Consider the following 25,180-nt stretch of genomic DNA (forward strand, 5'->3'; position numbering starts at 1 on the left):
CCTGCCCCGCGCCCTCTCCCGCCGCGGATCGCCGCGCGGACCAAGCACTCCTTGAGACGGACGCCCCCGTGTCCGACCGGTGACGGGGGCGTTCGCCCCGGAGACGGGCCGCGTCCGTCGAACTCGGAGCCGCGAACCGTGCGGTTCATCCCCGTGCGCGGGACCGATCCGGCCGTTTCCGCGCTAGCGGAACGCGCGACGCCGCAACCCTGTGTGACGCGCCAACTCCAAAGAGAAGTCAAGACAGAGAGTCGAAGGTAGAGAAGTGAACTCCCCGCAGACGGCGCTCAGCACCGAGTACCAGACCATGATGTCCTACACCCAGGGGATGTGGACGAGCCAGATCGTGCGCACCGCGGCGGCGCTCTCGCTCCCCGAACACCTGGAGGAAGGGCCCAGGAGCGCGGGGGAGATAGCCGACGCCGCCTCCACCGACCCGGAGGCGATGTTCCGGCTTCTGCGCGTGTGCGTGGCCCTGGGCCTGGTGTCCTTCGACCCGGCCACGGAACGGTTCTCCGCGACGGACCTGCTCGCCACGCTGCGGCGCGGCGCCCCCGGCACCCTCGCCAACTGGTCCATGGTCCAGACCATGCCAGGGCACTGGAGGAGCTGGGCCGAGGCCACCGACGCGGTCCGCGCCGGGAGCACCCGCTCCGCCCAGGCCCTGGGTTCCCCGCTCTTCGACTACTTCGCGGACAACCCCGAGGAGGGCGCGCTGTTCTCGGACGCGATGACCGACCTGACCGGTCCCGTCGCCCCCGAGGCCGCCGCGGTGATCGACACCTCCGGAGCTCCGACCATCGTCGACGTCGGCGGGGCCAACGGGACCTTCGTCCACGAGTTCCTCCGACGCGACCCCGGGGCCCGGGGAGTCGTCCTCGACCTGCCGGGCACGTCCGCGGGAGCGCGCGCCGAGGCCGAAGGCGCCGGTCTGCTCGACCGGCTGACCGTGGTCGGCGGTGACTTCTTCGACGCCGTTCCGCCGGGTGACCTGTACCTGCTCAAGTTCGTCCTGCACGACTGGCAGGACGACGACTGCGTGCGGATCCTGGAGAACTGCCGCGAGGCCATGGCGCCCGGGGGGCGGGTGTGCATCGTGGAGATGGTCGTGGGTCCTGTCGAGGACCCCGGCCTGGACGCCGCTCTCATGGACATGAACATGCTCGTCATCACCGAGGGCAAGGAGCGGGACATGGCCGAGTTCGACGCCCTGTTGACCAGGGCGGGGCTGCGGAGAGCGAAGCAGACGGCGATCTCGCGGCCCTACTCGGTGATCGAAGCCGTGGCCGCGGACTAGCGACCGATCCCGTTCGCCCCGTCGGTGGCCGCACCGCGTCGCGGCCGCCGCACGGACGGTGCCGGAGCGGCCTCGAGAGCCGCTCCGGCGGCCGTCCCCGCTGCCGCCCCGCGCGCGGGGCCGTCCTACTCCCCCCCGGCGCGCTGACGCTCCACGTAGACCTCGATGCCGTCCAGGATCCGGCGGACGGAGAAGTCCAGGTCCTCCGCGAGCCCGCCCGCGCCCTCCTGCGGGGCGCCGGGGGTCTCCTCCAGGACCCCTTCCCGGAGCAGCCGGTCGATGGTGGGGAACCGCTCCGCGGTGACGACCCGGCGCAGTCCCCTGCTGTAGTCGCGGCCGGTGTCGGCCATCGTGCCGCCCGCCGCCCGGGCCGCGCGGCTGATGTCCAGCTCGATGCGGACCGTCTCGCGCTGGACGGCGGAGAGCATCGTCAGCACCTGGAGCGACCAGCCGATGTCCAGGCCGGACCGTGAGACCTCGCGCAGCCCCGCCTCCATCCAGCGCAGTCCGTTGGGCCCGCTGGGCGGCCCGTTCAGGGTGAGGTAGACCGTCCACGGGTGGCGGCGGTACATGGCCACCGCCGTGCGGACCCACTCCTCCACGCCGGTCCGCCAGTCCCCGTCCTCGCGCGGCGGGGGCGGATCTCCGTCCATGGCCGCGTCGCTCATGAGGACGAGCATGTCCTCCTTGCTGTCCACGTACCGGTACAGCGACATCGTGGTGTAGCCCAGCTCCCGGGCCACCCGCTGCATGGACACGGCCTCCAGACCCTCGGCGTCGGCGAGGGCCACCGCCGCCGCCACCACCGCCTCCCGGCTGAGCCGGGGCTTGGGACCCCTCCGCGGTTCTGGCTGGCGCAGCCCCCACAGGAGCTCGACCTCCCGCTCCATCCGGCTCGTCCCCTGGTGCTCGGCCGTCATACCCCACCCGTCGTCGGCTGCGTCGCTGACACCATCCTAGATCTGTGTATCGCTTACACTTATACATGTAGGCCATAAACAATTTATCGAGCACACTGCCGCGTCCGCACGGCCCCGGCCATCAGCACCGAGGGGTTGTTGGCTGCTGGGTCGGGAAGCCGCTCAAACGCGCACGAGGGCACACGAGCGAGCCCCTGCTGCTGTCGGAAAGCGGTGTGCGGCTGTGCGCCCCACCCCTGCGCATGGCGCGACGGAGAAGACCCGTCCGGGGAGTTCGCTGATTCTCGGGACAGGCGCCCTTGGTCCTGGCTGCGGTCGCATCGAACGCAGCGGCGGAACCGGCGGGGTGGGAGGGGGGCGAGATGGCGGGTACCGGCACGCGGCGGCAGTGGGCGCTGGCACGCCGCAGCCAGGCCGCCCACCTGCACCGCCTCCAGACGCTTCTTCCTGTCCGCTGCTGGTGAGTCCGGCGAACGCCACGGCAACGGGACCATCCGCATCACCCCTGACGGGCAGGTCAGTACCCGGCCGCCCGCCCCCTCGGCGCACCTGGCCGACGCCCCGCGCGGTCGGTACGTGCTTTCGACCTGTCCGGCAGCGCCTCCCACCGGGACGCCCAGGTGCGCCACGCCCCGTCCCGGCTGTTGCGCTGGGTCACGACACACGGTGTGCGGGCCGTCGCCGCGGAGGACCCGGACTTCGCCCGCGAGAAGCACGGACGCCGTACGAGGTTCCGGCGGCTGATCAGTGGTTCTCCCACCGCCCGGCTGCGGTCCCGGCTGACCTCGATGGCCCGCACCCTGGGAGTGTCGGTCATCGCCGTGGACCCGGCCTACACCTCCCGGTGGGGTGCCCGGCACTGGTGACACCCCCTGACCACCAAACGCCGGAAGGTCTCCCGGCACGATGCGGCCGGCATCGCGGTCGGGCGGCGCGCCCAGGGACACCCGGCCCGGCGACGGACGGCACCGCCCCCGCACCACCAGGGTGATGGTGCGGGGCATCGGACCGTCCAGGCCGCACCGGGCAGTCACAGGCGTGGGGCAAACCGCCCAGCCGTCACGGCGCGTGCACGCGATGCGCGCGGCCGGGCGGGGCGGGAACGCGGTGACCCGGCCCATCCAGCACCGTTCGGGACGGGCGCGGTGCCAAAGTGCCCCCCGGGGGGTCCTCCTGATCACTGTTCAGGAACGGTCGCACAAGAGCTACGGCGCCCGCTGGTGGCAGCACCCCTGGATCCTGCCCCTGGCCCTGTTCAGCGCGACCTGCCTGGTCTACGCCCTCCCGCCCTACCTCGGCCCGCCACCCGGCCGTCCACCGCTGGAGCGGCCGCGTCTACGCCCTGGCCGGGGTCCCGCTCGTGGGCGTCCCCGGCCTGCTCATCGCCCCGGCCAACGCCTTCCCGTCCTGGATCGTGCCGCTGCTGCTGGTGGAGTGGTGGCTCAAGTACCGCCGCCCGCCCGGGCGGCGTCCGCACGCCACGGCCTGAATCCCGCACAGGGTCCTTCCGTGTGTCAGCGGCGTGCGCGTCGGGCGGCGCCCGCGTTCGACACCGCTCGCGTGGGACTGGAGGGACGCGTGGGTCTGTCTCTGTCACCTCTTCCGTCACTCGCGTCACACCGCAAATGCAACGGAAACGGCACCGGTGACCTACGCCACCCCCGGCGCACACCCGGATAAAACAACCCGGACCTGCATCTTCTACCCGCGTTTCGGTTAGGGGATAATCCGATGATCATTGCGGGACACGTGTTCGTTAGGGTAGCCTCACTTAAGAGGCGCAGATGTACTCGTCCCCCGAAGGTCACTGCACTCACACGACCCCCGGACATGACGACATCGTGCGACGAAGGGCAGGTACAGCGGTGACACCAGACCCGCTCGACGCGTTCCGCGACGCCTGTGCGCCGCTGAAGTTCGCGCCCCTGCCCGACCTGCTCTCCTTCGAGGAGCTCTCCGCCGCTCCCCGCGGCCGCGTGCAGTGGCACCAGGCGGGCGCCATGGCCGCGGACGGCTGGCTGCCGGTCCTGTACGACCGCCTCCGCAGCGAGCACGGTCCCGGCCACCGCCTCCCGGCCGCCACGAACTTCCTGCGGGTGACCCTGCGCGAACCCATCTTCCTGGTCTCGGCCTCGCTGTACCTGACCGGGCGCGCACCGCTGCTGAGCCCGGACACCCTCTACCTGCCCTGGGACTCGGGGCTGGCGCGATTCGGCACACCCGCCTCGGTCGGCACCCGGACGGCGGTCCTGCCGGACGACCCCGCCGTCGGCCACCCCGGCACCGTGGTCGCCGAGGACGAGGACGCCCAGCTGCGGATGGCCGCCGAGGCCCTGTTCGCCACGTTCGAGCCGATCATCGACGCCCTGCACGGGCACACCCGCTCGGGCAAGCGCACCCTGTGGGGCTGGGTCCTCGACACCCTGCACTTCTACATGCTCAACCCGGCCCGTTACCTGGGGCGCGACCCCGAACAGGCCTGGGATCTGGCCACCCGCCTGGGCGACGCGGTGGTCGCGGCGGGCGCGGTGACCCGCAGGCGCCCGCGCCTGTTCCCCTTCGCGCCCGACCACCCCCGCGGAACCTGGGCGGTGCGGGGCACCTGCTGCTTCGACTACAAGGGCGACCCGGAGCACGGGTACTGCACCACGTGCCCGCTCAAGTGCGACGGCGAGCGCCAGCAGGACCTGTCGGAGTGGCTGCGCGACCCGGCGCTGGCCCCCTGAGCCCTCCCCCGGGCCCTCCCGCGGCGCCGCCGGTCAGCTGACCGGCACCTCCACCGGTTCGCCGAAGAAGGGCGAGAAGACCACCGTCTCGGGCTCCACCTCGCCCTCCACCGTGATGACCCCCGAGACGCTCTGCCCGGGGGCGAGCGTGCGCGCGCCGATCTCGTCGGCGTCCATGCCGATGGCCTCGGAGGTGCTGTGCTGCCCGCCCCGGACGTCCACGACCCGGAAGTAGAGCGGGTTGACCTCGACGTCCTCCTGGCCGGTGTTCGTCACCGACACGTCGATGCTGGTGTAGTCCCCTTCGGTGTAGAGCGGCCCGGGGTCGAAGTCGGCGGGTGAGGCGGTGAGCTCGACCCGGGGCCCGGCCGCCTCGCCGCCCTCCTGCCGGGACTCGGTCTCCTGCGCCGGGGTCTGCCTGTGGGCCGCCGCGAACAGGACGACGGTCGTGCAACCGGCGATGACGAACATCAGCAGCAGCAGGACGCCGCAGCCTATCCCGAGGATCTTGCCCCACGGGGTGGGTCTGGTCTCCGGCGGCCCGTAACCGCCCTGGGGCGGGTAGCCCCGGCCAGCGCCGGACTCCGGTCCGTAGCCGTAGGCCTGTCCGTAGCCGCCGGTCCGCCCCGGGGCGTACCCCGGCCCCTGTCCCGAGGGGTAGCCGCCCGCCGCCGCGTAGCCCGGCCCCTGACCGGAGCTGAAGTTGCCCGGGGGGCCGCCGGGGGGCTGCCCGCCCGCACCGGTCGCGGTCTCGTCCGACTCCCCGTATCCGGGGGCGTAGCCCGCGTGTTCGTATCCGGCCTGGCCGGGACCGTTGGGCCCCTCGGAGAGTTCACCGGTCACCGGTTCGGGCGGAGCGCCCGTCGGGTGCCCGCCCGGGGGGACGTCCGCGGGGGCTCCTCCCCCGGCCGGAGGCTCCCCGTAGGCGTGGGCACCCGTGGAGGGAGGGCTCTCGTGACCGCCGTGCGGGTGTCGGCCCTCACCGGGCGGCGGCGTCTCCCGGTGGGGGAAGCGGTGCGGCGGCTCCCCCGGCGGCTGCGGCCCGCCCTCGACCGGGTCACCGGCGTCGCCGGGACGCCACTCCTCCGGCGGACGGTGGTTCACCGGGTCCGGGTGCTGCCCCGACTGCTCCGGCGGCGCACCCTCGGACTCCCGATCGGACACTGAGAACACCCCTCATGTCAGCGCGGTCCGCCCGCCGGCTCACCGCCGCCGGGCGCCTCACGCCTGCACGGTAACCGCGGGAGCGGGCCCGCGCGCGGAGGTGACGGGGCGTTTTCGGCAATGCCCGGGCAAAGGGCGCACGACAGGAGCCGAGGGGCGCGGTCCTCCCGCTCCGCGGCGGCGGACGAACCGGTGGTCAGCCCGCTTGCCCGGCCCGCTCCAGCCGGTCCGCCCGGGCCAGTCGGGCGCGCACGGCGAGCACGAACACCGGCACGGTGAACACGGCCGCGAACAGGTTGAGGCCGCCGAAGCCCGCCTGGGCCAGCACCACACCCGACAGGGCGCCCGCCGCCGCGCCGCCCAGGTTCATCACCAGGTCGCTCACGCCCTGCACGCGGGGGCGCACGTCCGCGGCCAGGGACTCCGCCAGCAGCGCCGTCCCGGACACCAGCCCGAACGACCACCCCAGCCCCAGCAGCACCAGCCCGACCGTCACCCTGGCCTCGTCGTGCCCGGCCGTGCCCGCCACCACCGCGGCGGCGACCAGAATGCCCTGACCTGCCAGCAGCACGGGCACCCGACCGAACCGGTCGGTGAGCCACCCCACCACCGGGGACAGGGCGTACATACCGGCGATGTGCAGGGAGATGGTCAGGCCGATCACGGTCAGCGCCGCGCCGTGGTGGGACATGTGCACCGGGGTCATGGTCATGACCGCGACCATCACCGTGTGGCTGGCCACGATGCCCACGACCGCGAGCAGCGCCCCCGGGCTGGCCGCGACCACCCGCAGCGCCCCGCCCACCGACAGCCGGTCGCCGGAGGGGGCCGCGCCGCCGGAGGGGCGGCCCGCCGTGGCCGCGCGCAGCGGGTCCGGACGCAGCAGGGCCAGGATCAGCAGCCCGCCCAGGACGAACCCGGTGGTGGTGAACAGCACCGGGCCCAGCAGGTCGGGCAGGCCGAACAGGTCGGCCACGCGCGCGCCGGGGCCGGTGAGGTTGGGACCCGCCACCGAGCCGACGGTGGTCGCCCAGACCACGATCGACAGGTCCCGGCCGCGGCTGCGCTCGGAGGCCAGGTCGGCGGCGGCGTGGCGCGCCTGGAGGTTGGTGGCGGTCCCGGCGCCGACCAGGACCATGCCCGCGAGGAACAGCGCGAACGCCTCCAGCACCGTGGCGGCGATGACGACGGTGCCGCCGAGCGCGCCGAGCATCCAGCCCAGCGCGAGGCCGGGGCGGCGGCCGCGACGGGCGGCCAGAGAGGCCAGCGGCAGGGCGAACACGGCGGCGCCCAGGGTGATCATGGTGGTGGCCATGCCGGACCAGGTGTCGGAACCGGTGAGTTCGAGGGCGATGAGCGCGCCCACCGCGATCATCGCGCCCATGCCCACGCCCCCGACGATCTGGGCGAGCATGAGGACCAGGACGGTGCGCCGCTGGAGCCGGGCCCGTTCCGGGTCGGTGAGGGGTTGCCCTGGCTGAGCGGTGTGTGTCGACACGCGTGCGTCCTCTGTTTGGTCCTACCAACGGAGGAATCCTAGTCAGAAGCGTGTTATGTCCGCCATGTCGTAATACACATCCTCCCGGACGCCGCTCAGTGGCGTCCGTAGCGCCACCGCAGGAAGTCGTGCTCGCGCTCGACGTAACGCATCTCCGAGTACAGGGTGTGCGGGTCGCGCGCGCTGATGACGACGCCGCCCGCGGGGATCACGGGCCAGCACGCGAACGCCCAGAAACAGCGGGTGTAGGGACCCCACAGGACCACCCACGCACCCTGCTTCTGCCACTCGATGTGTTCGGCGATCCGGCGCTGTTCCTGCTCCCCAGTCCTGTCCATGCCGATGGTGGACATACCCGGCACGGGCCAGGGTGATCAGGCCGGAACCGGCCACGGCGCCAGTGACCTGCGGCCCTTGCCGAACACGGGATTCGGTCTCCCGGTTCGCAGGTTTCGGCCGCACGGAAGCGGGTCGGGGAGCCGCGCGGACGCCGCGCCCGCGCCCCGGAGGCGCGTCCCGCCTGCGAGGACGCCGGCCCCCGTACGGCGACGGTGCCCGCGCCGACGGCGGGGCGTCGGCACGGGCACCGCGGGGAGTCCGGCGGGCGGGGCCGGGTCAGGCGCTCCGGTTCCGGGGGGCCGGTTTCAGCGCCCGGAGACCAGTGTGCTGCCCGGCACGGGCTCGGCCGGGTCCTCGCCCAGGGAGATGACCCCGTTGTCGCGGTCCACGTGCACGATGTGCGGGACGTGCTCGGCCCGCTCGGCCTCGGTGAGCTGGGCGTAGGAGATGATGATGACCAGGTCGCCGGGGCTGACCAGCCGGGCGGCGGCGCCGTTGATGCCGATGACGCCGGTACCGCGTTCGCCGGTGATCGCGTAGGTGACCAGCCGGGCGCCGTTGTCGATGTCGACGATGTGGACCTGCTCGCCGTCGACGATGTCGGCGGCGTCCATCAGGTCGGCGTCGATCGTGACCGACCCGACGTAGTGCAGGTCGGCCTGCGTGACCGTGGCGCGGTGGATCTTGCCGTTGATGAGGGTGCGCAGCACTGCTCAAGCCTCGTTTCAGGTGTCTTGCGAACTACAGGCCCAAGGGTCCCGTGTCTCTCCATGATGACCCCCTCCGGGTGCCGCTCGGGCCACCGGGGCCCGCCATCGCGTCCAACAGCGCCCGCGGCCGGGGTGTTCCGCGTGTGGCGTGCACCACCCGGGCGCTCTCCCGCGTCCGCGCACCCCACCGCCCCCTTCGCCGAAGGGGAGGCGTCTGCGGCGTTCGCGCTCACCCGCCGGGGCCGCTGGGGCACAATGGGACCGCGCGTGCCCGGACCTCCCTGAGCCCCCGGGCGGTCGCCGCGCGCCGTGCCCCGCTCCGTGCCGGGGACGCCGCGGCCGGTGTCGGGACGAGGGGGTTGGTGGCGGTGGACCACAACGGCGGTGGGACCACGGCGGACCCGGTGCGCCGGGCCACCATGCGCGACGTCGCGGCCCTGTCCGGGGTGAGCCTCAAGACGGTCTCGCGCGTGGTCAACGACGTCTCCACCGTCTCCGAGGAACTGCGCGACCGCGTCATGCGGGCCGTCGCGCAGCTGGACTTCCGGCCGAACCTGGCCGCCTCCAGCCTGCGCCGCACCGACGGCGCCACCCGCCAGATCGCCCTGCTGCTGGAGAACGTCGCCAACCCCTTCTCCGCCACGCTGAGCCGGGCGGTGGAGAACGTGGCCCGCGAGCACGGCACCCTCGTCCTCTCCGGGAGCCTGGACGAGGACCCCCGGCGCGAGCTGGAGCTGGTGCGGGCGGCCACCCTGCACCGGGTGGACGGCATCCTGCTGGTCCCGGCCGCGCCAGACCACGGCTACCTGCACCGCGAGATCCGCACCGGCACCCCGGTGGTGTTCGCCGACCGACCGCCGCGCGGCCTGGACGCCGACGCGGTCATGGCCGCCAACACCGAGGGGGCCCGCGAGGCGGTGCTGCACCTGGCCGACCACGGGCACACCGAGATCGCCTTCCTTGGCCACGAGCGCGGCGTCAGCACGGCGGGCGAGCGCCTGGCGGGCTACCGGGCCGCCCTGGCCGAGCGGGGCCTGCCCGAGCGCCCCGGACGCGTGGTGTGCGACCTGGGCGGCTCCGCCGCAGCGGCGCGGGCGGCCCGTGCGCTGCTGGACTCCGCGCACCCGCCCACGGCGCTGTTCACCGCCCAGAACCTGCTGACCATCGGCGCCATACATGCCCTCCAGGAACGCGGCCTGCACGAGCGCGTCGCGGTGGTGGGCTTCGACGACTTCCCCATGGCCGACCTGCTCACGCCCCGGGTGACCGTGATCGCCCAGGACGTGATGCGGATCGGCGCCCTGGCGGTGCGGCGGCTCTTCGCGCGCATCGCGGGCGACGACGGCCCGCCCCGCGAGGAGCGGGTGCCCACCGCGCTCGTCGTGCGCGGGTCCGGGGAGATCCCACCGCCGGACCCGCGTTGACGGCCCGCCCGGGCCCGCCCCTCCCGCCGCGGCCGTGCAGCCGCCCGGCCCACCGGCGACGGTCCCGGCCGGTGCGCTAGGTGAGCGAGGAGTAGGCCACCACTCCGCGCCGCACCAGGTCACCGGCCTTGCGCGCGGTGGTGCGCACCTCGGCGTCGCCACTGGCCCCGGCGATCTGGCCGAGCATGTCCACCAGCATCTTGGCGGTGCGCACGAAGTCACCGGCGGGCATGTCGGCCTGGCGCAGGATGGCGTCCAGCCGGTCGCCGCCCGCCCACCGGTGCGCCGTCCACACGAAGCCCAGGTCGGGCTGGCGCAGGAACGACACCCGGTGCCGGGACTCGACCTCCGACAGATCACCCCACAGGCGCACCATCTCCGCGAGCGTCTCGTCCACCCGGCCGCCGGGCAGGCGCGGGTAGGCGTCGTCGCCCCGGCGCGCCTCGTAGACCAGCGAGGCGGCGCAGGCGGCCAGTTCCACCGGGGTCAGTCCCTTCCACAGGCCGCGGCGCAGGCACTCGGCCACGAGCAGGTCCAGTTCGGAGTAGACCTTGGCCAGCCGCGACCCGTCGTCGGAGACGCTGTCGCCCTCCAGGTACCCCAGGTCGTCCAGCACCCCGCAGACGCGGTCGAAGGTGCGGGAGATGACGTGCGAGCGCCCCTCCACCCGGCGGCGCAGGCCGTCGGTCTCCCGGCGCAGGCGGAAGTAGCGCTCTGCCCAGCGGGCGTGGTCCTCGCGGTCGGCGCAGCCGTGGCAGGGGTGCTGGCGCATCTCCCCGCGCAGGCGCAGCACCTCGGAGTCCTCCCCCGCTTCGCGCGAGCCGCGTTCGTAGACGGGGTCGGTGCCGCGCTCCTTGAGCTTGTTGCGCAGTGTGGAGGCCAGGTCCTGGCGCGAGCGCGGCGACTTGGCCGAGAACGACTTGGGCACGCGGATGCGCCCGGAGGGGTGCACCGGCACGGTGAAGTCGCTGGCGTTGACCCGCTTGACCTGCTTGTCCACGGTGAGCACCAGGGGCGCGGGCAGGTCGTGGCGCAGCCCCGGGTCCAGCACGACCGCGTGTCCGGAGTAGCGGCCCGAGGGGATGCGGATGATGTCGCCGGTGCGCAGCTTCTCCAGGCTCTCCAGGGCCTCGTCGCGGCGCCGGGCCGAGCGGTTCTTGGAGAGCATGGACTCGCGGTCGCTCAGGGCGCGGCGCAGAGTGGCGTACTCCATGAAGTCGCCCAGGTGGCACTCGGCCGCCTGGGCGTAGCCCTCCAGGGCCTCCTCGCTCTTGCGCAGCTGTTTGACCAGGCCCACGACGGCGCGGTCGGCCTGGAACTGGGCGAAGGACGCCTCCAGCATGTTGCGGCTGCGCTGGCGGCCGACCTGGCCGACCAGGTTCACGGCCATGTTGTAGGAGGGCTGGAAGCTGGAGTTGAGGGGGTAGGTGCGGGTGCCCGCGAGGCTGGCCACCGACTCGGGGTCGGTCCCGGCCTGCCACACGACCACCGCGTGGCCCTCCACGTCGATGCCGCGCCGCCCGGCGCGTCCGGTGAGCTGCGTGTACTCGCCGGGGGTGAGCTGGGCGTGGGTCTCGCCGTTCCACTTGTCGAGTTTTTCGATGACCACCGTGCGCGCGGGCATGTTGATGCCCAGGGCCAGGGTCTCGGTGGCGAACACCGCGCGGATGAGGCCGCGCGAGAACAGGTGCTCGACGATCTCCTTGAAGGCGGGCAGCATCCCGGCGTGGTGGGAGGAGATGCCCGCCTCCAGGGCGCGCAGCCACTGCTCGAAGCCGAGCACGGCCAGGTCGGCGGGCGGGATGTCGGCGCACCGCGTCTCGGCGTACTCGCGGATCTCGTCGGCCTCCTCCGGGGTGGTGAGCACCAGCCCGGCCGCCAGGCACTGGCGGACGGCGTCGTCGCACCCCGCCCGGCTGAAGATGAAGGTGATCGCGGGCAGCAGGCCGTCGTCGTCCAGCTCCTCGATGATGGTGGGCCGCGAGGGCGGCGCGAACCGCGAGCGCGGGCGCACGTTGCCGCGGGCCCGCGACTGCGGGTGGCGGCGGCGGTTGGCCAGCTGGGTGACGCGCGAGTCCTCCTCGGCGAACCGGGTCAGCCGTGGGTTGATCCGCAGCCTCTGCCCGCCGACCTCGATCTCGCGGGGCTGCCAGCCCTGGCGGCGGCGCTCGCGCCTGCGCTTCTTGGCGCGTCCGGTGGAGCCCTCCCGCCCCTCCCCGTCCTCGGACCCGGGGCCGGCGTCCTCCTCCATGTCCACGAACAGGTCGTGGACCCGGTTGCCGACCATCACGTGCTGCCACAGCGGCACGGGCCGCTTCTCGTCCACGATGACGGTGGTGTCGCCGCGCACCTGCTGGAGCCACTCGCCGAACTCCTCGGCGTTGCTGACGGTGGCCGAGAGGGCGACCATGCGCACCGACTCGGGCAGGTGGATGATCACCTCCTCCCAGACCGCGCCGCGGAAGCGGTCGGCGAGGTAGTGCACCTCGTCCATCACCACGTAGGCCAGTCCGCCGAGGGTGGCCGAGCCCTCGTAGAGCATGTTGCGGAGCACCTCGGTGGTCATGACCACCACCGGCGCCTCGCCGTTGACGCTGTTGTCACCGGTCAGCAGGCCGACCTGGTCGGCGCCGTAGCGCTTGACGAGGTCGTTGTACTTCTGGTTGGACAGCGCCTTGATGGGCGTGGTGTAGAAGCACTTGGTGCCCTCGCCCAGAGCCAGGTGTACGGCGAACTCGCCCACCACGGTCTTGCCGGAGCCGGTAGGCGCGGCCACCAGCACCCCGTGGCCGTTCTCCAGCGCCTTGCAGGCCCGGACCTGGAAGGGGTCGAACTCGAACCCGTAGAGGCCCTGGAAGGCCTCGATGGCGGCGCTGGAGGACCCCTGGCGCCGACGGAAGGCGGCGTACCGCTCAGCGTGACTACTCATATGGCCTCCAGCCTATGAGGTCAGCTCCAACATCTCGACCGCTTTGGGTGCCACCTCGCAGACCAGGGGCGCTTCCCCGGTGCGTTCGCCGTCGGCGTAGGCGACGCCGGTCGCGCCGCGGATGGTGACGGTGCGACCGCGTTCGACCACCACCTCGTCGAGGCCGGTGTGGCTGCCGTTGAAGACGCGGGGGAACACGCTCAGGAAGCGGCCGATCGGCGCCTGGCGGACGAAGACCACGTCGAGGAGGCCGTCGTCGGGGACGGCGTCGGGGCACACGTGCATGCCGCCGCCGTAGGCGCTGGTGTTGCCGACCGCGACGAGCATCCCCGGCTCGGCGATGCGGCGTCCGTCCACCTCGATGTCGTAGTCGATGGGCTGGAAGGAGCGCAGCTCGGCCAGGATCCCGGCCACGTACCCGACACGGCCGATCCGGTGGCGGAAACCGTTGACGCGCTCGTTGACACGGGCGTCGAAGCCGCAGGCCAAGACGCTGAGGAAGTAGCGCTGGGTGCCGTCGGCCAGGGTCAGGCGCACTGCGTCGGCGGGGCGGGTGCGCCCCCGCAGGACAGCCTCGGCCACGTCCCCGGCCGACCCTCTCGGGCGGCCGAAGGCGCGGGCGATGTCGTTGCCGGTCCCGGTGGGGACCACGGCCAGGGGGACCCCGGTGCCCACCACCGCCTGGAGGGCCTGGTGGACGAGGCCGTCGCCGCCCACGGCCACGAGCGCGTCGGGCCGGTCGGAGGCGGCCAGGCGGGCCATGCGGCGGCTGTCGGCGGCCGAGCGGCCGGTGTACACGTGCACGCGGGCCCCCGCCTCGCGCAGCGCCTCCTTGAGGCGGACCGCGACGACGGCCGCGCGGCGCCGCCCGGAGTTGGGATTGACCAGGAGGGCGATGTGTGGGGGCATGGGAGTCCTAGCGGGAACGGGGGCGCGGGGCGCGCCGGGGCGCCCCGTGCCCGGTGCGCTCGTCTCCCATCGGCCACGGGGGCGGGAACGGCGCGCGGCGGTGTGGCTGCGGGCTTCCCGGCCCGGACCGCGGGCCCGGCCGGGGTACCCGCTGGGTCACACTACCCACACCGGCCCCGCCGCCGCACCAGTCGGCCACCAGGTTTCCGGCGGCCCCGTGCGGGCCCCGCCGCACCGGCCGAGGGCCCCGGATTTCGGTCATGCCGGATCGCGCGCCCGTGCAACCACCGGGGTGAGGAGCCGGCCCCGGCCCGCGAGGCGGCCTCAGCTCCCGGCGGTGTGGGGATGCGCGGTGCCGTACTCCTCGGGGGTCATGACCCTGCCCTCCAGCGTCGGCTGCGCGGTCGGCTGCTGGGGCTGGGGGCGGGGCTGCGCGGCGGCCCGCTGCGGCTCGGCGGACCGCGCGCCGTCGGCGTCGTCGTGCATGCCCTTGGTCTCGGCCTTGAGGATGCGGGCGCTGCGGCCCAGGGAGCGCGCCAGGTCCGGGAGCTTCTTGGCTCCGAACAGCAGTAGCGCGATGACCAGGAGGATCAGGATCTCACGTGCCCCGAAACCCATCGTTCTCACTTCCTTCTTCCGCGGCGTGCCACGCGGCACGGCCTCCTCGGCTCGGGTGCCCGGTCCCCCGGGTCCACGGCCGCTCGACTCAACGATGAACCACGCGTGCGACGCCTGTCATCCGGGGGGCTGGAAACGGTACCCCATGCCGGGCTCGCTGATGAGGAACCGCGACGCCTTGGAATCGGGGTCGAGCTTCTTGCGCAACTGGAAGACGCACAGACGCAGGTAACCGGTGTCGGTGACGTAGTCGTCGGCGCCCGCGTCGAGCGTCTGGACCTCGTCCACGGAGCCGGTGCGCCCGGAGACGACGAGGATCGGGGCGCTGGTCCGGCCGCGCAGGCCCTCGACGGCCTCAACCCCTCCCAGGTGCGGTATGCCCGGGTCGATCACGTACAGGTCCGGGCGCTGCTCGACGGCGGTGTCGAGGGCGTCGGCGCCGTCCGCGGCGACCGCGATGTGGTGGCCGCGGGCGCGCAGGGTCACCCTGCGGGCGCGCAGGTAGGCGGGCCAGGACTGCTCGGAGCGGGAGTCCACGCCGACCAGGCGGCAGAACCCGCGCTCGACCCGCAGGCCCTCCGGCTAGGTGAAGACCCTGGCCGTGTAGTCGCCCACGGGGCGGGGCGCGAACGCTAACGGAGTCCCTACACCTCGGTGTCTCGGGGGATGCGGGGCCGAGCGGGGTGGTTGGGGAGGGACGGTCCCGGGGTGGGGCAGGGGGAATGTCGGGCTGGTGTGGGACGGGGTGGGTGGCGGTACCCAGGTTGCCTGGAAGCGGCTGGGTTTTCCACAGGTGGGAATTGGGGCTGGTCGTGGGTGGTGCGGTGATGGTTTCCTGGAAATAGGGGGGATCCCACCCAGTGAGCTTTTCGGCGTGCCCTGAAACATCCCGCGTCCCGTGCCCCGCGCCCCATGCCCCGCAGTTCACAGGCCAGCAGGGATAAATAAGCGAGGGGCAGGGAGAGGCCGTCCACAGGTTTCTCCTCTACGCGTTTCTTGGCGGGGGTTGCTGGCGGCAACGAAAGCGCGCCAGCTGCCGCGAAAGGGCACGGACGGCGGGGAACGGCCGGGGCCGGGTGGGGGCGTGGGCGACCGACGAAAAGCGGCACCAAAGGCAGGAACGACCACCGGAGGGCGACCAACGCCCGGGGTGTGGAGGTGGCCGGGCTTCGCTGCGTCGGCACCAACGGCAAGCGGACCCTCCGGCCTCGGGCAACGATCCCGGCACCTGCGGCCGGGGCGGGCGACGGCAACACCAATGCCAGCCGTTATTCCAGGTGCGCATTTTCGGACGCCTTTTGAGTGCGCCTTAAATATGGAGCCCCAATGAGGATCGGGCCCCAGAAAGAAAGACTTCATATTCGCTCTGTGAATGGTGGAGGAAAGGGCGGGTGCTGGCCTATAATAAGAAGTATGGAGATGATGATCGCAGCGCCCGAGGCGGCTCCCGGGGGATGTTCCCCGGCCGTGGCCGCGCTGGCCGGTGCGCGCGAGATCATCGACCGGGCGTTGAACACCGAGGTCCCGCCCGGGGCGGACGAGGCAGCCGCTGAGGAGATCGCGGCGCTGTGGGCCCAACTGGACCAGATCCGCTACCAGGCTCTGGCGCGGATGGCGCGTTTGTACGCGCGCGGTGCGGTGGCCCGCTACAGCGGTTACTCCACGTTGGACAAGTGGCTGGTGCACCACGCCGCGCTGCCCACCGCCCAGGCCAAGGATTTGGCGCGTTTGGCCCAGCATGTACAGGAGGAGACGCTGCCCGCCACCGCCCAGGCCGTGGCTGCGGGCCGGGTGGTGTTGGGTGAGGCGGTGGTGATCGCCAAGGCCACCGACAAAGCCGTCCAGGCCCGTGACGAGGACCATTTCCCCGACCAGGGAAAGTACCGGCAGGGGTTCGAGTCGGCTCTGGTGGCGGCCAAGGCGGAGCGGCCCGCGTTGTCGGTCAACCAGCTCCAGTCGGTGGCCCGCCAGGTCGCCTACCGTTTGGATCCGCACCGTTTGGACCGCGACCACGCCGCCGCCCACGCGGCCCGTGGCCTGAGCCTGCACGAGACCTTCCAGGGCAGCTACCAGTTGCAGGCTTGGGGCGGGTCCGGGGACGCGTTGGTCGTGCGCGCGGCCATCGACACCTTCACCACCCCACCTTCGGAGGAGGACACGCGCAGTCGTTCGCAGCGTGAGCACGACGCGCTCATCGCGGCGCTACGTTTCGCCACCACCCACACCGGATGCACCAACGCCCCCGCCCCGTTGGCGCAGATACGCATCGTCGTACCCGTACAGACCTACCTGGACGTTCAAGGTCAGGAAGTTCCGGCGCTGGACGAGCACGGCCGGGTGATCCCGGTCGGGCTGGTGCACGAGTTGGCCGCCGACTCCGAGGTGGTGCGGATGCTCACCGCACCGCCCACCGGACAGGTGCTGGACGTGGGGTCCGGCCGACGGTTGGCCTCAGCCCGGCAGCGGGCGGCAGCCTTCCACGGGCACACCACCTGCGCCCACCCGGGCGGGTGTGAGGTGCCGGTGGCGTTGTGCCAGGCCGACCACGTGCGGTCGTTCTCCCGGGGCGGGCGCACGGTGGTGGCCAATCTGCAACCGTTGTGCGGGCCGCACAACCGGGCCAAGTACCAACGCGAACTACGCACACACCAGCACCAACACCAGGGACGGGGACGGGGACGAGACCACCCGCCCGACAGGGACCCGGTTCCACCGCCCCGGGAATGACCCCCGGGTCGTGCCGGTCCCCGGCACGCCCGCGCCCAACGGGCGGCCCGGGCCCCGCGCCCACCCTCGTCGCTGCCACCGTCGCCCGCCCCGCCCCAGGGGCCGGTAGCGCTGCCCGAGGCCCGCCAGCCCCGCCGCCTTCGCTGCCAACGCAGCAGAGCCCCACTATCACCCAACCCCGGGCGTTGAACGCGAACCGCACCACTACACGGCAGCAGGCGCCGCAGGAGCGAGCCACCACGCGCGTACAGCAGGCGTTGACCGCCTGCCTTACACCCGCGATCGTTCCGAGACGCTCCGAGGCGATCCGAGACGCTCCGAGGCGCGCCGGGGCGCTCCGGAGCGCTCCCCTCAACGACCTAGTAGCCGTTCTCCTCGCACCAGTCCGCGATCAGCGATACCGCCTCCTGCGGCTGGTCGTAGTTGTCGTTGTAGATCTGCAGCACCTCATCCTCGATCGCGGGCGCCGCCGCCACCGCCATCAGAGTCAGCCGCTCCCCGCTCTCGGCGAGCTGGACGGCACCGGATTCCCGGGCCTGAGCGGCTTCGACGGCTCTGCCGCAGACGTCGGCGGTGGCGTCCTCCCCGGAATCGGCCGCCGAGGACTCCGAGGGCGAAGGGGAAGGTGAGGAAGGCGGGGACTGCGTCACCGTCTCCGCAGCCGAGGGCAGCGGGGAAGAGGAAGGAGCGGCGCCGTCGTCAGCGCCTCCGTCGGCGCCCGCGCACGCCGTCACCGCCGCGAGTAGGAGGACCGCGGTAAGGGATCGCACAATCACGCACCTTCGGAGTCGGGAGGATCGCCCGGGCACGGCTGACTGAGGTCGGTGACCATGCGCGTCGGGTCGGCCACAGGATGGGGACAAGATTAGGCACGCCACCACGGTCGGCGCACTCCCTGGCCGCTTCCGGCCAAGGGGTACGGCGCTACGGCCCTACCGCGGGGCGTCCGTGTTGCGGCCCGCCCCAAACGACTTCGGCCGGACCACAGCCACCCGGCCCGACCACCTTCCAGCTGCCGCCCGGCCACGGCGTGACCCACCGTGGACCTGCGGAGCCCGCCGGTCCCACCGGCGCCACCGCCGGACACCGTTCGCACACTTCCGGCCACACTGAGCACGGGCGAGTTTGCGGACGCCCCCAAAGCCCTCCCCCGGAACTCGGACCCGGTCCCAGCGGAACCGGTGCGCACCGCGTCCGCGTTGGGCGGGCGACACCAGCGCACCGGCCATCCGCGCGCCGGGGCGCACACGACGCCTCCCGGAGGGAAACCATGGTCTTCAAACGCCTGCTCGCCGCCTTCGGTGACGACGGACCCACCGTCGACACCGTCCTGCCGTACCCCAGCACCCGTCCCGGAGACCTGCTGGAGGGCAGCGTCGAGCTCACGGGCGGCGGGAGCCGCACCGAGATCGCCGAGATCGTCCTCGTGCTGGTCGCCCGGACCGAGGACGAGGAGGGGGAGGCCACCGGCGGCGCGGAGTGCACCCGCGTCCCCGTGGCGGCGGGCGTGAGCCTGGACGCCGGGGAGCACCTGTCGATCCCCTTCAGCCATCCCGTCCCCTGGCAGGCCCCCGTCACCGAGGCCGGGGGCTCGCCGCTACCCGGCGTCCTGGCGGGACTGCGCACCGAGGTGATCGTCGACGGGGACGCGGACAAGGGCGACCTCGACCGCGTCCACGTCCACCCGCTGCCGGTCCAGGACCGCGTGCTGGAGGCGATGCTGCAGCTGGGGGCCGTGTTCGCCGGGGTGCGGGTGGAGGGATGGGCGGCGCCCGGGCCCCACGAGGAGGCCGGGTTCCTGCAGACACTGGTGTTCCACCCCGCCGAGCACCACGCGCACGAGGTGGGCGAGGTGGAGGTCCTCTTCGCCGCCGACCCGGCGGGCGTCGGGGTGGGCTTCGCCTTCGACCGCCACGCCGAGGGGTTCTCGGAGGGCGGCGCCCCCAGCTGGTTCCGGGTCGAGCACTCCGACGCCGACCACACCGACTGGGCGCGGGCGGTGGACGAGTGGATCGGCCAGGCGCTGTACCGGCGCCGCGGGTTCTCCCGTCATGAGGGGGAGTACGGGGAGCAGGAGGGCGGCGGCGTGCTCGGCGCCGTAGGCGGGGTCGCGCTCGGTGTCGCGGGCGGCCTCGCCGCGGGCTACGTGGCGGCCGAGGTCGTGGACGAGATCGGCGACGCCTTCGAGGGCGAGGAGGAGCCCGAGGAGGTGGAAGAGGAGGAGTAGGGGCGGGCCTCCGGGGCGCGCGCCTCCGGGCGGGCAACCGCTTCGGGGCCGGGTCCGGCACCGGGCCGGCTTTCCGCCCCGCTCCGCGCGGGCCGGGCTCCGCCGTACTGGCGGGGCCCGGCGGGCTGGAGGGCCGGGCCTACTCGGAGGCCCCCGCGCCGCCCTGCTCGGCCTCCTCGCGCTGGCGGCGGTGGTACTCCTCCATCGCCTTGGGGGTGTTCAGCGGCGAGGGGACCCAGGCCACCTCGGTGTCGACCTCACCGCGCTGGATGCGGCGCTCCTCCTCGGTGAGGTACTCCTCGGGGATGTCGAACTCGCCGTCACGGGCGCCCAGGACGAAGGCCTCCCACTCGGCGGGGGTGAAGAACAGGGTGCCCTTCTCGGGGGACTTGCCGTCGCGCACCGCGCGGAAGCCGTCGTCGAAGGTGGCGACCTCGACCACGGCCTCGGACTCCTCCTTGGACAGGGAGGACCGCATCCAGACCGCGTCGGTGGTGTCGTGCCACTTCTCGTTGCCCATGGCCTCGGGCGGCAGCTCCCGCTCGGTGTCGGTCCGCTCGCTCATCGCACTTCCTCTTCCCAGCAACCGGCGTCGGCCGGGCTCCCCGGGCCGACGGGACGGCGCCGCGGCCCCGTCCCACCGCCCGACCCTAGCGTGTGCCGGAGGGGCTCAGGAGCGCCTTCCGCTCTCCTCGCCGACGTCGGGGCCGTCCAGCGGCGAGGGGGTCTCGTCCAACTCGGACGGCGTCTCGTCGAGTTCGGAGATCTGGTCGTCGTCCAGGCCGGCGTAGGGGTCGTCGCGCTTCTTGCGCCGGTCGTTGAGGAAGGCGAACAGTTCGGCCGCCTCGAAGAGGACGACGAGCGGAACGGCCAGCGCGAGCATGGAGATCGGCTCGGCCGGGGTGATGACGGCCGCGATCACGAACACCGTGAAGATGATGACGCGGCGCCACTTGGCGATGGCCGCGTGCGACAGGATCCCGATGATGTTGAGCAGCACCACCAGCAGCGGCAGCACGAAGCCCAGGCCGAACATGCCCATCATGATGAGCATGTAGTTGAGGTACTCGCTGATGGTGAGGAAGGGATCGGCGTCCTCGGGCAGGAACCCGAAGAGCATCGTCAGCGCGTAGGAGGTGATGAAGTACGCCAGGATCGCGCCCGCCGCGAACAGGACCGCGGCCAGGGGCGCGAAGATGTAGGCGTAGCGCTTCTCGCGCCCGTGCAGGGCCGGGGCGACGAAGGCCCACAGCTGGTACAGCCAGAACGGCGCGGAGACGAGCGCACCGACGAACATCCAGATCTTGAAGGCGACGAAGAAGGCGTCGAAGGGCCCGGTGACGATGAGGGAGCAGTCGTCGGGACCGGTCACCTGGGACACGGGCAGGGAGCAGTAGGGCTCCACCAGGAAGGCCCAGACCCAGTCGTAGACCAGGAAGCCGACCACCGTGCCCAGGGCGAGGGCGATCATCGCCTTCGCCAGGCGGTTGCGCAGCTCGCGCAGGTGGTCCATGAGCGGCATCCGGGCCTCGGGGTTGGTGGCCCGGCTTCGTGCCCTCATCGTGCGGTCACTCTCTCGTCGTCTGCTCCGGCCCCGTACCGCTCGGCGTCGGGGCCCTGGACTCCGGGGCGGGGCGGAGCCCGCGCGCGCGGCGTCGCCGCGCGGCCTCCGGGAACCTAGTTGCCGTAGGTGCGGTGCGTGGTCTCACCGGACTCGTCGACGATGCGCTGGCCGGGGGGCAGCTGCGGGTAGCCCTGCTGCTGGGGCTGCTGCGGCTGGTAACCCTGCTGCGGCTGGCCCGGCGCGTTCTGCTGGGGGGCCTGCTGCTGGTGGGTCTGGGCGCGGGTGTCCGCGTTGTCCTCGGACTCGTTGTTGTCGTCGTCGACCAGGCCCTTGCTCTCGGCCTTGAGGATGCGTGCGCTGCGCCCCAGGGAGCGGGCCAGGTCCGGGAGCTTCTTGGCTCCGAAGAGCAGGATCGCCAGGACGATGAGGATGGCGATGGTAGGTCCGTTGAACGGTCCCATGGTTCTACCTCTCTGTGGGGCGCGACCAAGCGCTTTCGATGGTACGCGCATTCGAACGCGGGGCCATCACGGCCCCGCGTCACCGCGGCCGACGCGCTCACGCAGGTCAGCGCTGCTCGCCCGGTACTCGTCCGACGCACGTGCCACCGCTCGGGACAGCACCCCCGCCGCGCGGCGTGCGCGCAGCGCCAGGGCGCCGATGGCGACGAGTCCGGCCGTGACCACACCGAACAGGACAGCGAGGACGATCACGCTGCAACCTTATCCTTTCCGGACCGACCTGTCCCCTGACCCGGGGTGAACGTCTGGGCCTCACTCGGGAGACGGAGTGGTCTCGACCGATTTCGCTGAGGTTTGGGGCGTCCGGTAGTGCTCCAGCGCACGGCGGGCCTCGGCCCTGGCCTCCTCGGCGAGAGCCACGGGAGACACCACGCGTCCCTGCTGTCCCAGTCGTAGCGCCAGTCGTACCACCCAGGCCGGGGCGGGGGTGCGCAGGGTGGCACGGACGCCTCCCCCGGGCAGCTCGGTCACCGACTCGCACACGTAGTCCTCGGTCACCCAGCGGGCCGCGGGCTCCAGGTCCAGGACGACCAGGGCGTCGCGCTCCGAGCGCTGGAGGACGCCCCCGGACAGGTCCCGTCGGCCCACCCCCTCGGGCACCTCGGCGGCGAAGGGCAGCACCGTCAGTTCCAGGACCCGGTCCAGGCGGAACAGGCGCACGTCCCGGCGCAGGTGGCAGTAGCCCTCCAGGAAGGGGTAGCCGTCCTGGACCACCAGGCCCATGGGGTCCACGTCGCGCTCGGTGACCTGGTCCAGGTAGCCCGACAGGTAGCGCAGGTGCAGGCGCTGGCCCGCCTCCAGGGCGTCGGCGCAGCGGCGCTGGGTCTGGGCGACCTGCTCGTCGCCCTCCAGACGCACCTGGACAGAGTCGGCCAGTGAGCCCAGGGCGGCCCCGGCGGCGGCGCGCAGCTTCTCACCCACGCGCTTGAGGGCGCCGGTCTCCAGGCCCTCGGTCTCGGGCAGCGCCTCCAGCAGGGACAGGCCCACGACCAGGCTGGCCGCCTCGTCGGCGGTCAGGCGCAGCGGCTGGGCGAGGGTGTCGGCGTTGGCGATGATGATCTCGCCGGTCTCCCTGGCCGCGTCGAGGTCGACGTCGATGAGGTCGCCGGGGGTGTAGCCGGGCAGGCCGCACATCCACAGCAGACTGAGGTCGGCGACGACCTGCTTCTCGCTGAGCCCGAAGTGGCGGGCGACCTCGGGCACGCGCACGTCGCGGCCCAGGGCGTAGGGGACGAGCATCAGCAGGCGGCGCAGCTGGTCGGCGGAGCGGGGACCGCGGGCGGGGGTCTCGGCCTCCTCCGCGGAGCCGGGGCCGTCGGCGGCCTCGGCGACGGGGGCGGTCTCGGCGGTGGCCGTCAGGTGCGCGGCCATGGCCTCGCGGGCGCCGACGGGTTCGACGACGACCGCGTTGGAGCCGAAGTAGGCCACGCGCCGCACCAGGTCGGGGGTGTCGGTGTAGGGCAGGGTGAGCGTGTCCCAGCCGACGCCGGAGCTGTCGCGCTCGCCGGGCACCACGCGCAGGGCGCTGCGGCGCAGGGCGTGCGCGGAGTCGGTGCGCACCCGCAGGACGGCGGTGCGCTCGGACTCGGCGCTGTGGCCCGCGACCACCGAGCGCAGGTCCACGCCCTCGGGGACGACGACGTCGGGGCCGCCGCGCAGGACGGTCACCTCCCCGCGGACGCGGCCCAGGCGGAAGACGCGGCGGGCGTCGCGCAGGCGGTCGTGGCCGACCACGTACCAGTGTCCGCGCAGGTTGACGATGCCCCAGGGTTCGACCTCGCGGGTCTCGGCCTCGGTCTGCCCGGGCTTGCGGTAGGCGAAGGAGACGGGGCGCCGGTCGCGCACGGCCTGCCAGACGGGGCCGAAGGAGGGCTCGTCGGTGCGCATGGCGGGCGTGAGGCCGGGGGCGGCCTCGCTGTCGACGGGGACCCCCGCGGAGCGCAGCTTGAACAGGGCGTTGGCGGCGGCCTCGCCCAGGGAGGCGTGCCGCCAGGCCCGGGCGGCCAGCCCCAGGACGAGGGCCTCGTCGGGCAGGAGTTCGATCTCGGGCAGCTCGTAGTCGGAGCGGGAGATGCGGTAGCCCTCCTCGCCGCTGATGGCGTCGCCGGTGCCCACCTGGATGGGGATGCCGCTGTCGCGCAGTTCGCGCTTGTCGCGCTCGAACATGCGCTTGAAGGCGGACTCGGTCTCGGCCTCGGCGTAGCCGTGCACCGTCTTCCTGATCTCCTGAGCGGTCAGGTGGCGGCGCGTGGACAACAGACAGATGACCAGGTTCAGCTGTCGTTCCGTCTTCCTGCGCGACATCGTCCGCACCCTTCTCGCCCGTGGTGGATGGACCGGCGGCGGCTGACGCTGGCGCGTCGCCCGGGCACCGGTTCAGCAACGACGGTACCGTGCCTTGCATGATCCGGTGGCGCCGTGGTGAAGTCCGTCAGATCCTCCCCTCCTGGCCGGGGATCGTGCTGTGCGCGGTGGCGCTGGAACCCGTGGCCGGAGCGGAGCGAAGAGGCCGCGAAGCCGCGGGAGCGGGCGGGGAGGTGACGTGCCGCGCGCTGGCCTACACCGATCTGGTGGGCTCGCCCGAGGCGGGCGACACCGTGCTGCTCAACACCGGCGCCCTGGACCTGGGGCTGGGAACGGGAGGGTACGCGCTGGTGGTGGCCGTGCCCGACCGGCTGCCCCCCGACCCCCGGGGCCCCGGCCACCTGGTCAAGGCCCGCTACACGCCGTTGCAGTCCACCGTGCTGGGCGCCGACGAGCAGGGCTCGCCCCACCACGAGGTGCTGCGCTCGGCCGAGGGCGTGGAGGGCATGCCGGTGGTGGTGGCCGACCTGCACTCGGCGCTGCCCGCGGTGGTGGCGGGGGTGCGGGCGCACCGGCCGGGGGCGCGGATCGTCCACGTGATGCTGGACGGGGGCGCGCTGCCCGCGGCGTTCTCGCGGCTGGTGGGCTCGCTGCGCGAGGAGGGGCTGCTGGCGGGGTGCGTGACCACGGGGCAGTCCTTCGGCGGTGACCTGGAGGCGGTGACCGTGCACTCGGGTCTGCTGGCGGCCCGGCACGTGCTGGGCGCGGACGTGGCGGTGGTGTGCCAGGGCCCGGGCAACCTGGGCACCGGCACTCCGTGGGGTTTCTCGGGTGTCTCGTGCGGTGAGGCGGTGAACGCGGCGGCTGTGCTGGGCGGGCGTCCGGTGGCGTCGCTGCGGGTGAGCGAGGCCGACGCGCGCGAGCGGCACCGGGGGGTGTCGCACCACAGCCTGACGGCCTACGGGAGGGTGGCGCTGGCGCGGGCGGAGGTCGTGGTGCCGCTGCTGCCGGGGGTGTTCGGCGAGCGCGTGCGTGTGCAGGCCGGGGTTCTGGGCGAGCGGCACACCCTGGTGGAGGTGGGTGTGGAGGGCCTGGAGGAGGCGGTGCGGACGCTTCCGGTGAAGGTGTCGACGATGGGCCGGGGCCTGGAGGAGGACCGCGCGGCCTTCCTGAGCGCCGCGGCGGCGGGCCGCCACGCGGCCGCCCTGCTGTAGGCGCGGGCGAAGGGCGGCCCGGGCCGAGGGCGGCGCGGGCGGGTCGTCCACAGGTCCAGGAACGGTCTGGTTCGGGCCGGTGCCGGGCT

23 protein-coding genes are annotated in these 25,180 nt (G+C 73.1%); 8 read left to right on the top strand and 15 right to left on the bottom strand.

Annotated features, from left to right (window positions below; translation table 11 throughout):
• Positions 1–265: 265 nt before the first annotated feature.
• Positions 266–1,297, top strand: coding sequence for a methyltransferase (locus KGD83_RS18195; RefSeq protein WP_212640324.1), 1,032 nt, complete (start codon positions 266–268; stop codon positions 1,295–1,297).
• A 125-nt stretch (positions 1,298–1,422) separates the two neighbouring features.
• Here KGD83_RS18195 and KGD83_RS18200 read toward each other — a convergent pair whose 3' ends face one another.
• The gene (locus tag KGD83_RS18200) at positions 1,423–2,217 is read right to left on the bottom strand and encodes a TetR/AcrR family transcriptional regulator (protein WP_212640325.1); all 795 of its coding nucleotides are present in this window, start codon (positions 2,215–2,217) and stop codon (positions 1,423–1,425) included.
• A 620-nt stretch (positions 2,218–2,837) separates the two neighbouring features.
• Between KGD83_RS18200 and KGD83_RS18205 the strand changes: the two genes are divergently transcribed.
• The 3 genes from KGD83_RS18205 (at position 2,838) to KGD83_RS18215 (ending at position 4,943) form a co-directional block, all read left to right on the top strand.
• Positions 2,838–3,083, top strand: a complete 246-nt coding sequence (locus tag KGD83_RS18205; RefSeq protein ID WP_212640326.1) for a hypothetical protein — start codon at positions 2,838–2,840, stop codon at positions 3,081–3,083.
• Between the two features lie 494 nt (positions 3,084–3,577).
• Entirely contained in the window at positions 3,578–3,706 is a 129-nt protein-coding gene (locus tag KGD83_RS28985) for a hypothetical protein (RefSeq protein WP_256448789.1), read from the top strand.
• 376 nt (positions 3,707–4,082) lie between these two features.
• Positions 4,083–4,943, top strand: a complete 861-nt coding sequence (locus tag KGD83_RS18215; protein ID WP_212640327.1) for a (2Fe-2S)-binding protein — start codon at positions 4,083–4,085, stop codon at positions 4,941–4,943.
• Positions 4,944–4,976: 33 nt separating this feature from the next.
• On the opposite strand, the gene KGD83_RS29040 is transcribed toward KGD83_RS18215, so the two are convergent.
• The 4 genes from KGD83_RS29040 to panD all read right to left on the bottom strand — a co-directional run bounded on the left by KGD83_RS29040 (position 4,977) and on the right by panD (position 8,654).
• The gene (locus KGD83_RS29040) at positions 4,977–5,786 is read right to left on the bottom strand and encodes a DUF4352 domain-containing protein (RefSeq protein ID WP_212644486.1); all 810 of its coding nucleotides are present in this window, start codon (positions 5,784–5,786) and stop codon (positions 4,977–4,979) included.
• A 517-nt stretch (positions 5,787–6,303) separates the two neighbouring features.
• On the bottom strand, positions 6,304–7,605 hold the full coding sequence (locus tag KGD83_RS18225; protein WP_212640328.1) for an MFS transporter: 1,302 nt from the start codon (positions 7,603–7,605) through the stop codon (positions 6,304–6,306).
• 95 nt (positions 7,606–7,700) lie between these two features.
• A complete protein-coding gene (locus KGD83_RS18230) occupies positions 7,701–7,958 on the bottom strand; it encodes a hypothetical protein (protein WP_212640329.1) in 258 nt (85 codons plus the stop codon).
• 291 nt (positions 7,959–8,249) lie between these two features.
• Entirely contained in the window at positions 8,250–8,654 is a 405-nt protein-coding gene (panD, locus tag KGD83_RS18235; protein WP_212640330.1) for an aspartate 1-decarboxylase, read from the bottom strand.
• Between the two features lie 419 nt (positions 8,655–9,073).
• On the opposite strand from panD, the gene KGD83_RS18240 reads away from it, so the two are divergent.
• A complete protein-coding gene (locus KGD83_RS18240; protein WP_249352471.1) occupies positions 9,074–10,078 on the top strand; it encodes a LacI family DNA-binding transcriptional regulator in 1,005 nt (334 codons plus the stop codon).
• 76 nt (positions 10,079–10,154) lie between these two features.
• Here KGD83_RS18240 and KGD83_RS18245 read toward each other — a convergent pair whose 3' ends face one another.
• From KGD83_RS18245 to KGD83_RS18260, 4 genes are all read right to left on the bottom strand, one after another.
• Positions 10,155–13,007: a DEAD/DEAH box helicase gene (locus tag KGD83_RS18245; RefSeq protein WP_212640332.1), complete on the bottom strand. Its 2,853-nt coding sequence runs from the start codon at positions 13,005–13,007 to the stop codon at positions 10,155–10,157.
• A gap of 12 nt (positions 13,008–13,019) precedes the next feature.
• Complete coding sequence (locus KGD83_RS18250) at positions 13,020–13,916, bottom strand: diacylglycerol/lipid kinase family protein (RefSeq protein ID WP_212640333.1); 897 nt, start codon at positions 13,914–13,916, stop codon at positions 13,020–13,022.
• A gap of 324 nt (positions 13,917–14,240) precedes the next feature.
• The gene (gene tatA / locus KGD83_RS18255) at positions 14,241–14,534 is read right to left on the bottom strand and encodes a Sec-independent protein translocase subunit TatA (RefSeq protein WP_212640334.1); all 294 of its coding nucleotides are present in this window, start codon (positions 14,532–14,534) and stop codon (positions 14,241–14,243) included.
• A 117-nt stretch (positions 14,535–14,651) separates the two neighbouring features.
• The gene (locus KGD83_RS18260) at positions 14,652–15,071 is read right to left on the bottom strand and encodes a DNA-binding response regulator (protein ID WP_212640335.1); all 420 of its coding nucleotides are present in this window, start codon (positions 15,069–15,071) and stop codon (positions 14,652–14,654) included.
• 885 nt (positions 15,072–15,956) lie between these two features.
• Between KGD83_RS18260 and KGD83_RS18265 the strand changes: the two genes are divergently transcribed.
• Entirely contained in the window at positions 15,957–17,261 is a 1,305-nt protein-coding gene (locus KGD83_RS18265) for an HNH endonuclease signature motif containing protein (RefSeq protein ID WP_212644487.1), read from the top strand.
• 359 nt (positions 17,262–17,620) lie between these two features.
• On the opposite strand, the gene KGD83_RS18270 is transcribed toward KGD83_RS18265, so the two are convergent.
• Complete coding sequence (locus KGD83_RS18270) at positions 17,621–18,031, bottom strand: hypothetical protein (protein WP_249351937.1); 411 nt, start codon at positions 18,029–18,031, stop codon at positions 17,621–17,623.
• Positions 18,032–18,531: 500 nt separating this feature from the next.
• Between KGD83_RS18270 and KGD83_RS18275 the strand changes: the two genes are divergently transcribed.
• Positions 18,532–19,488, top strand: coding sequence for a sporulation protein (locus KGD83_RS18275; RefSeq protein ID WP_212640336.1), 957 nt, complete (start codon positions 18,532–18,534; stop codon positions 19,486–19,488).
• Positions 19,489–19,627: 139 nt separating this feature from the next.
• Here the strand turns inward: KGD83_RS18275 and KGD83_RS18280 are convergent, their stop codons facing one another.
• The 5 genes from KGD83_RS18280 to KGD83_RS18300 all read right to left on the bottom strand — a co-directional run bounded on the left by KGD83_RS18280 (position 19,628) and on the right by KGD83_RS18300 (position 23,877).
• A complete protein-coding gene (locus KGD83_RS18280) occupies positions 19,628–20,053 on the bottom strand; it encodes a DUF397 domain-containing protein (protein WP_212640337.1) in 426 nt (141 codons plus the stop codon).
• A 105-nt stretch (positions 20,054–20,158) separates the two neighbouring features.
• Positions 20,159–21,010, bottom strand: a complete 852-nt coding sequence (gene tatC, locus KGD83_RS18285) for a twin-arginine translocase subunit TatC (protein WP_212644489.1) — start codon at positions 21,008–21,010, stop codon at positions 20,159–20,161.
• A gap of 155 nt (positions 21,011–21,165) precedes the next feature.
• Complete coding sequence (gene tatA / locus KGD83_RS18290) at positions 21,166–21,513, bottom strand: Sec-independent protein translocase subunit TatA (protein ID WP_212640338.1); 348 nt, start codon at positions 21,511–21,513, stop codon at positions 21,166–21,168.
• 66 nt (positions 21,514–21,579) lie between these two features.
• The gene (locus tag KGD83_RS18295; RefSeq protein ID WP_212640339.1) at positions 21,580–21,765 is read right to left on the bottom strand and encodes a hypothetical protein; all 186 of its coding nucleotides are present in this window, start codon (positions 21,763–21,765) and stop codon (positions 21,580–21,582) included.
• Between the two features lie 60 nt (positions 21,766–21,825).
• A complete protein-coding gene (locus KGD83_RS18300) occupies positions 21,826–23,877 on the bottom strand; it encodes a helix-turn-helix transcriptional regulator (protein ID WP_212640340.1) in 2,052 nt (683 codons plus the stop codon).
• Positions 23,878–23,975: 98 nt separating this feature from the next.
• Between KGD83_RS18300 and KGD83_RS18305 the strand changes: the two genes are divergently transcribed.
• A complete protein-coding gene (locus tag KGD83_RS18305) occupies positions 23,976–25,091 on the top strand; it encodes a DUF3866 family protein (RefSeq protein WP_212640341.1) in 1,116 nt (371 codons plus the stop codon).
• Positions 25,092–25,180: the final 89 nt, after the last annotated feature.

The organism is Nocardiopsis akebiae (genome assembly GCF_018316795.1).
Classification (GTDB): Bacteria; Actinomycetota; Actinomycetes; order Streptosporangiales; family Streptosporangiaceae; genus Nocardiopsis; species Nocardiopsis dassonvillei.

What these genes read in the sequence shown, in the direction of transcription:
- KGD83_RS18305 (WP_212640341.1), top strand. Translation starts at nt 23,976, where the DNA reads ATGATCCGGTGGCGCCGTGGTGAAGTCCGTCAGATCCTCCCCTCCTGG.
- KGD83_RS18230 (WP_212640329.1), bottom strand. Translation starts at nt 7,958, where the DNA reads ATGTCCACCATCGGCATGGACAGGACTGGGGAGCAGGAACAGCGCCGG.
- KGD83_RS18250 (WP_212640333.1), bottom strand. Translation starts at nt 13,916, where the DNA reads ATGCCCCCACACATCGCCCTCCTGGTCAATCCCAACTCCGGGCGGCGC.
- KGD83_RS18300 (WP_212640340.1), bottom strand. Translation starts at nt 23,877, where the DNA reads ATGTCGCGCAGGAAGACGGAACGACAGCTGAACCTGGTCATCTGTCTG.
- tatA (WP_212640338.1), bottom strand. Translation starts at nt 21,513, where the DNA reads ATGGGACCGTTCAACGGACCTACCATCGCCATCCTCATCGTCCTGGCG.
- KGD83_RS18280 (WP_212640337.1), bottom strand. Translation starts at nt 20,053, where the DNA reads ATGAGCGAGCGGACCGACACCGAGCGGGAGCTGCCGCCCGAGGCCATG.
- KGD83_RS18265 (WP_212644487.1), top strand. Translation starts at nt 15,957, where the DNA reads ATGATCGCAGCGCCCGAGGCGGCTCCCGGGGGATGTTCCCCGGCCGTG.
- KGD83_RS18275 (WP_212640336.1), top strand. Translation starts at nt 18,532, where the DNA reads ATGGTCTTCAAACGCCTGCTCGCCGCCTTCGGTGACGACGGACCCACC.
- tatC (WP_212644489.1), bottom strand. Translation starts at nt 21,010, where the DNA reads ATGCCGCTCATGGACCACCTGCGCGAGCTGCGCAACCGCCTGGCGAAG.
- KGD83_RS18200 (WP_212640325.1), bottom strand. Translation starts at nt 2,217, where the DNA reads ATGACGGCCGAGCACCAGGGGACGAGCCGGATGGAGCGGGAGGTCGAG.
- tatA (WP_212640334.1), bottom strand. Translation starts at nt 14,534, where the DNA reads ATGGGTTTCGGGGCACGTGAGATCCTGATCCTCCTGGTCATCGCGCTA.
- KGD83_RS18240 (WP_249352471.1), top strand. Translation starts at nt 9,074, where the DNA reads ATGCGCGACGTCGCGGCCCTGTCCGGGGTGAGCCTCAAGACGGTCTCG.
- KGD83_RS18245 (WP_212640332.1), bottom strand. Translation starts at nt 13,007, where the DNA reads ATGAGTAGTCACGCTGAGCGGTACGCCGCCTTCCGTCGGCGCCAGGGG.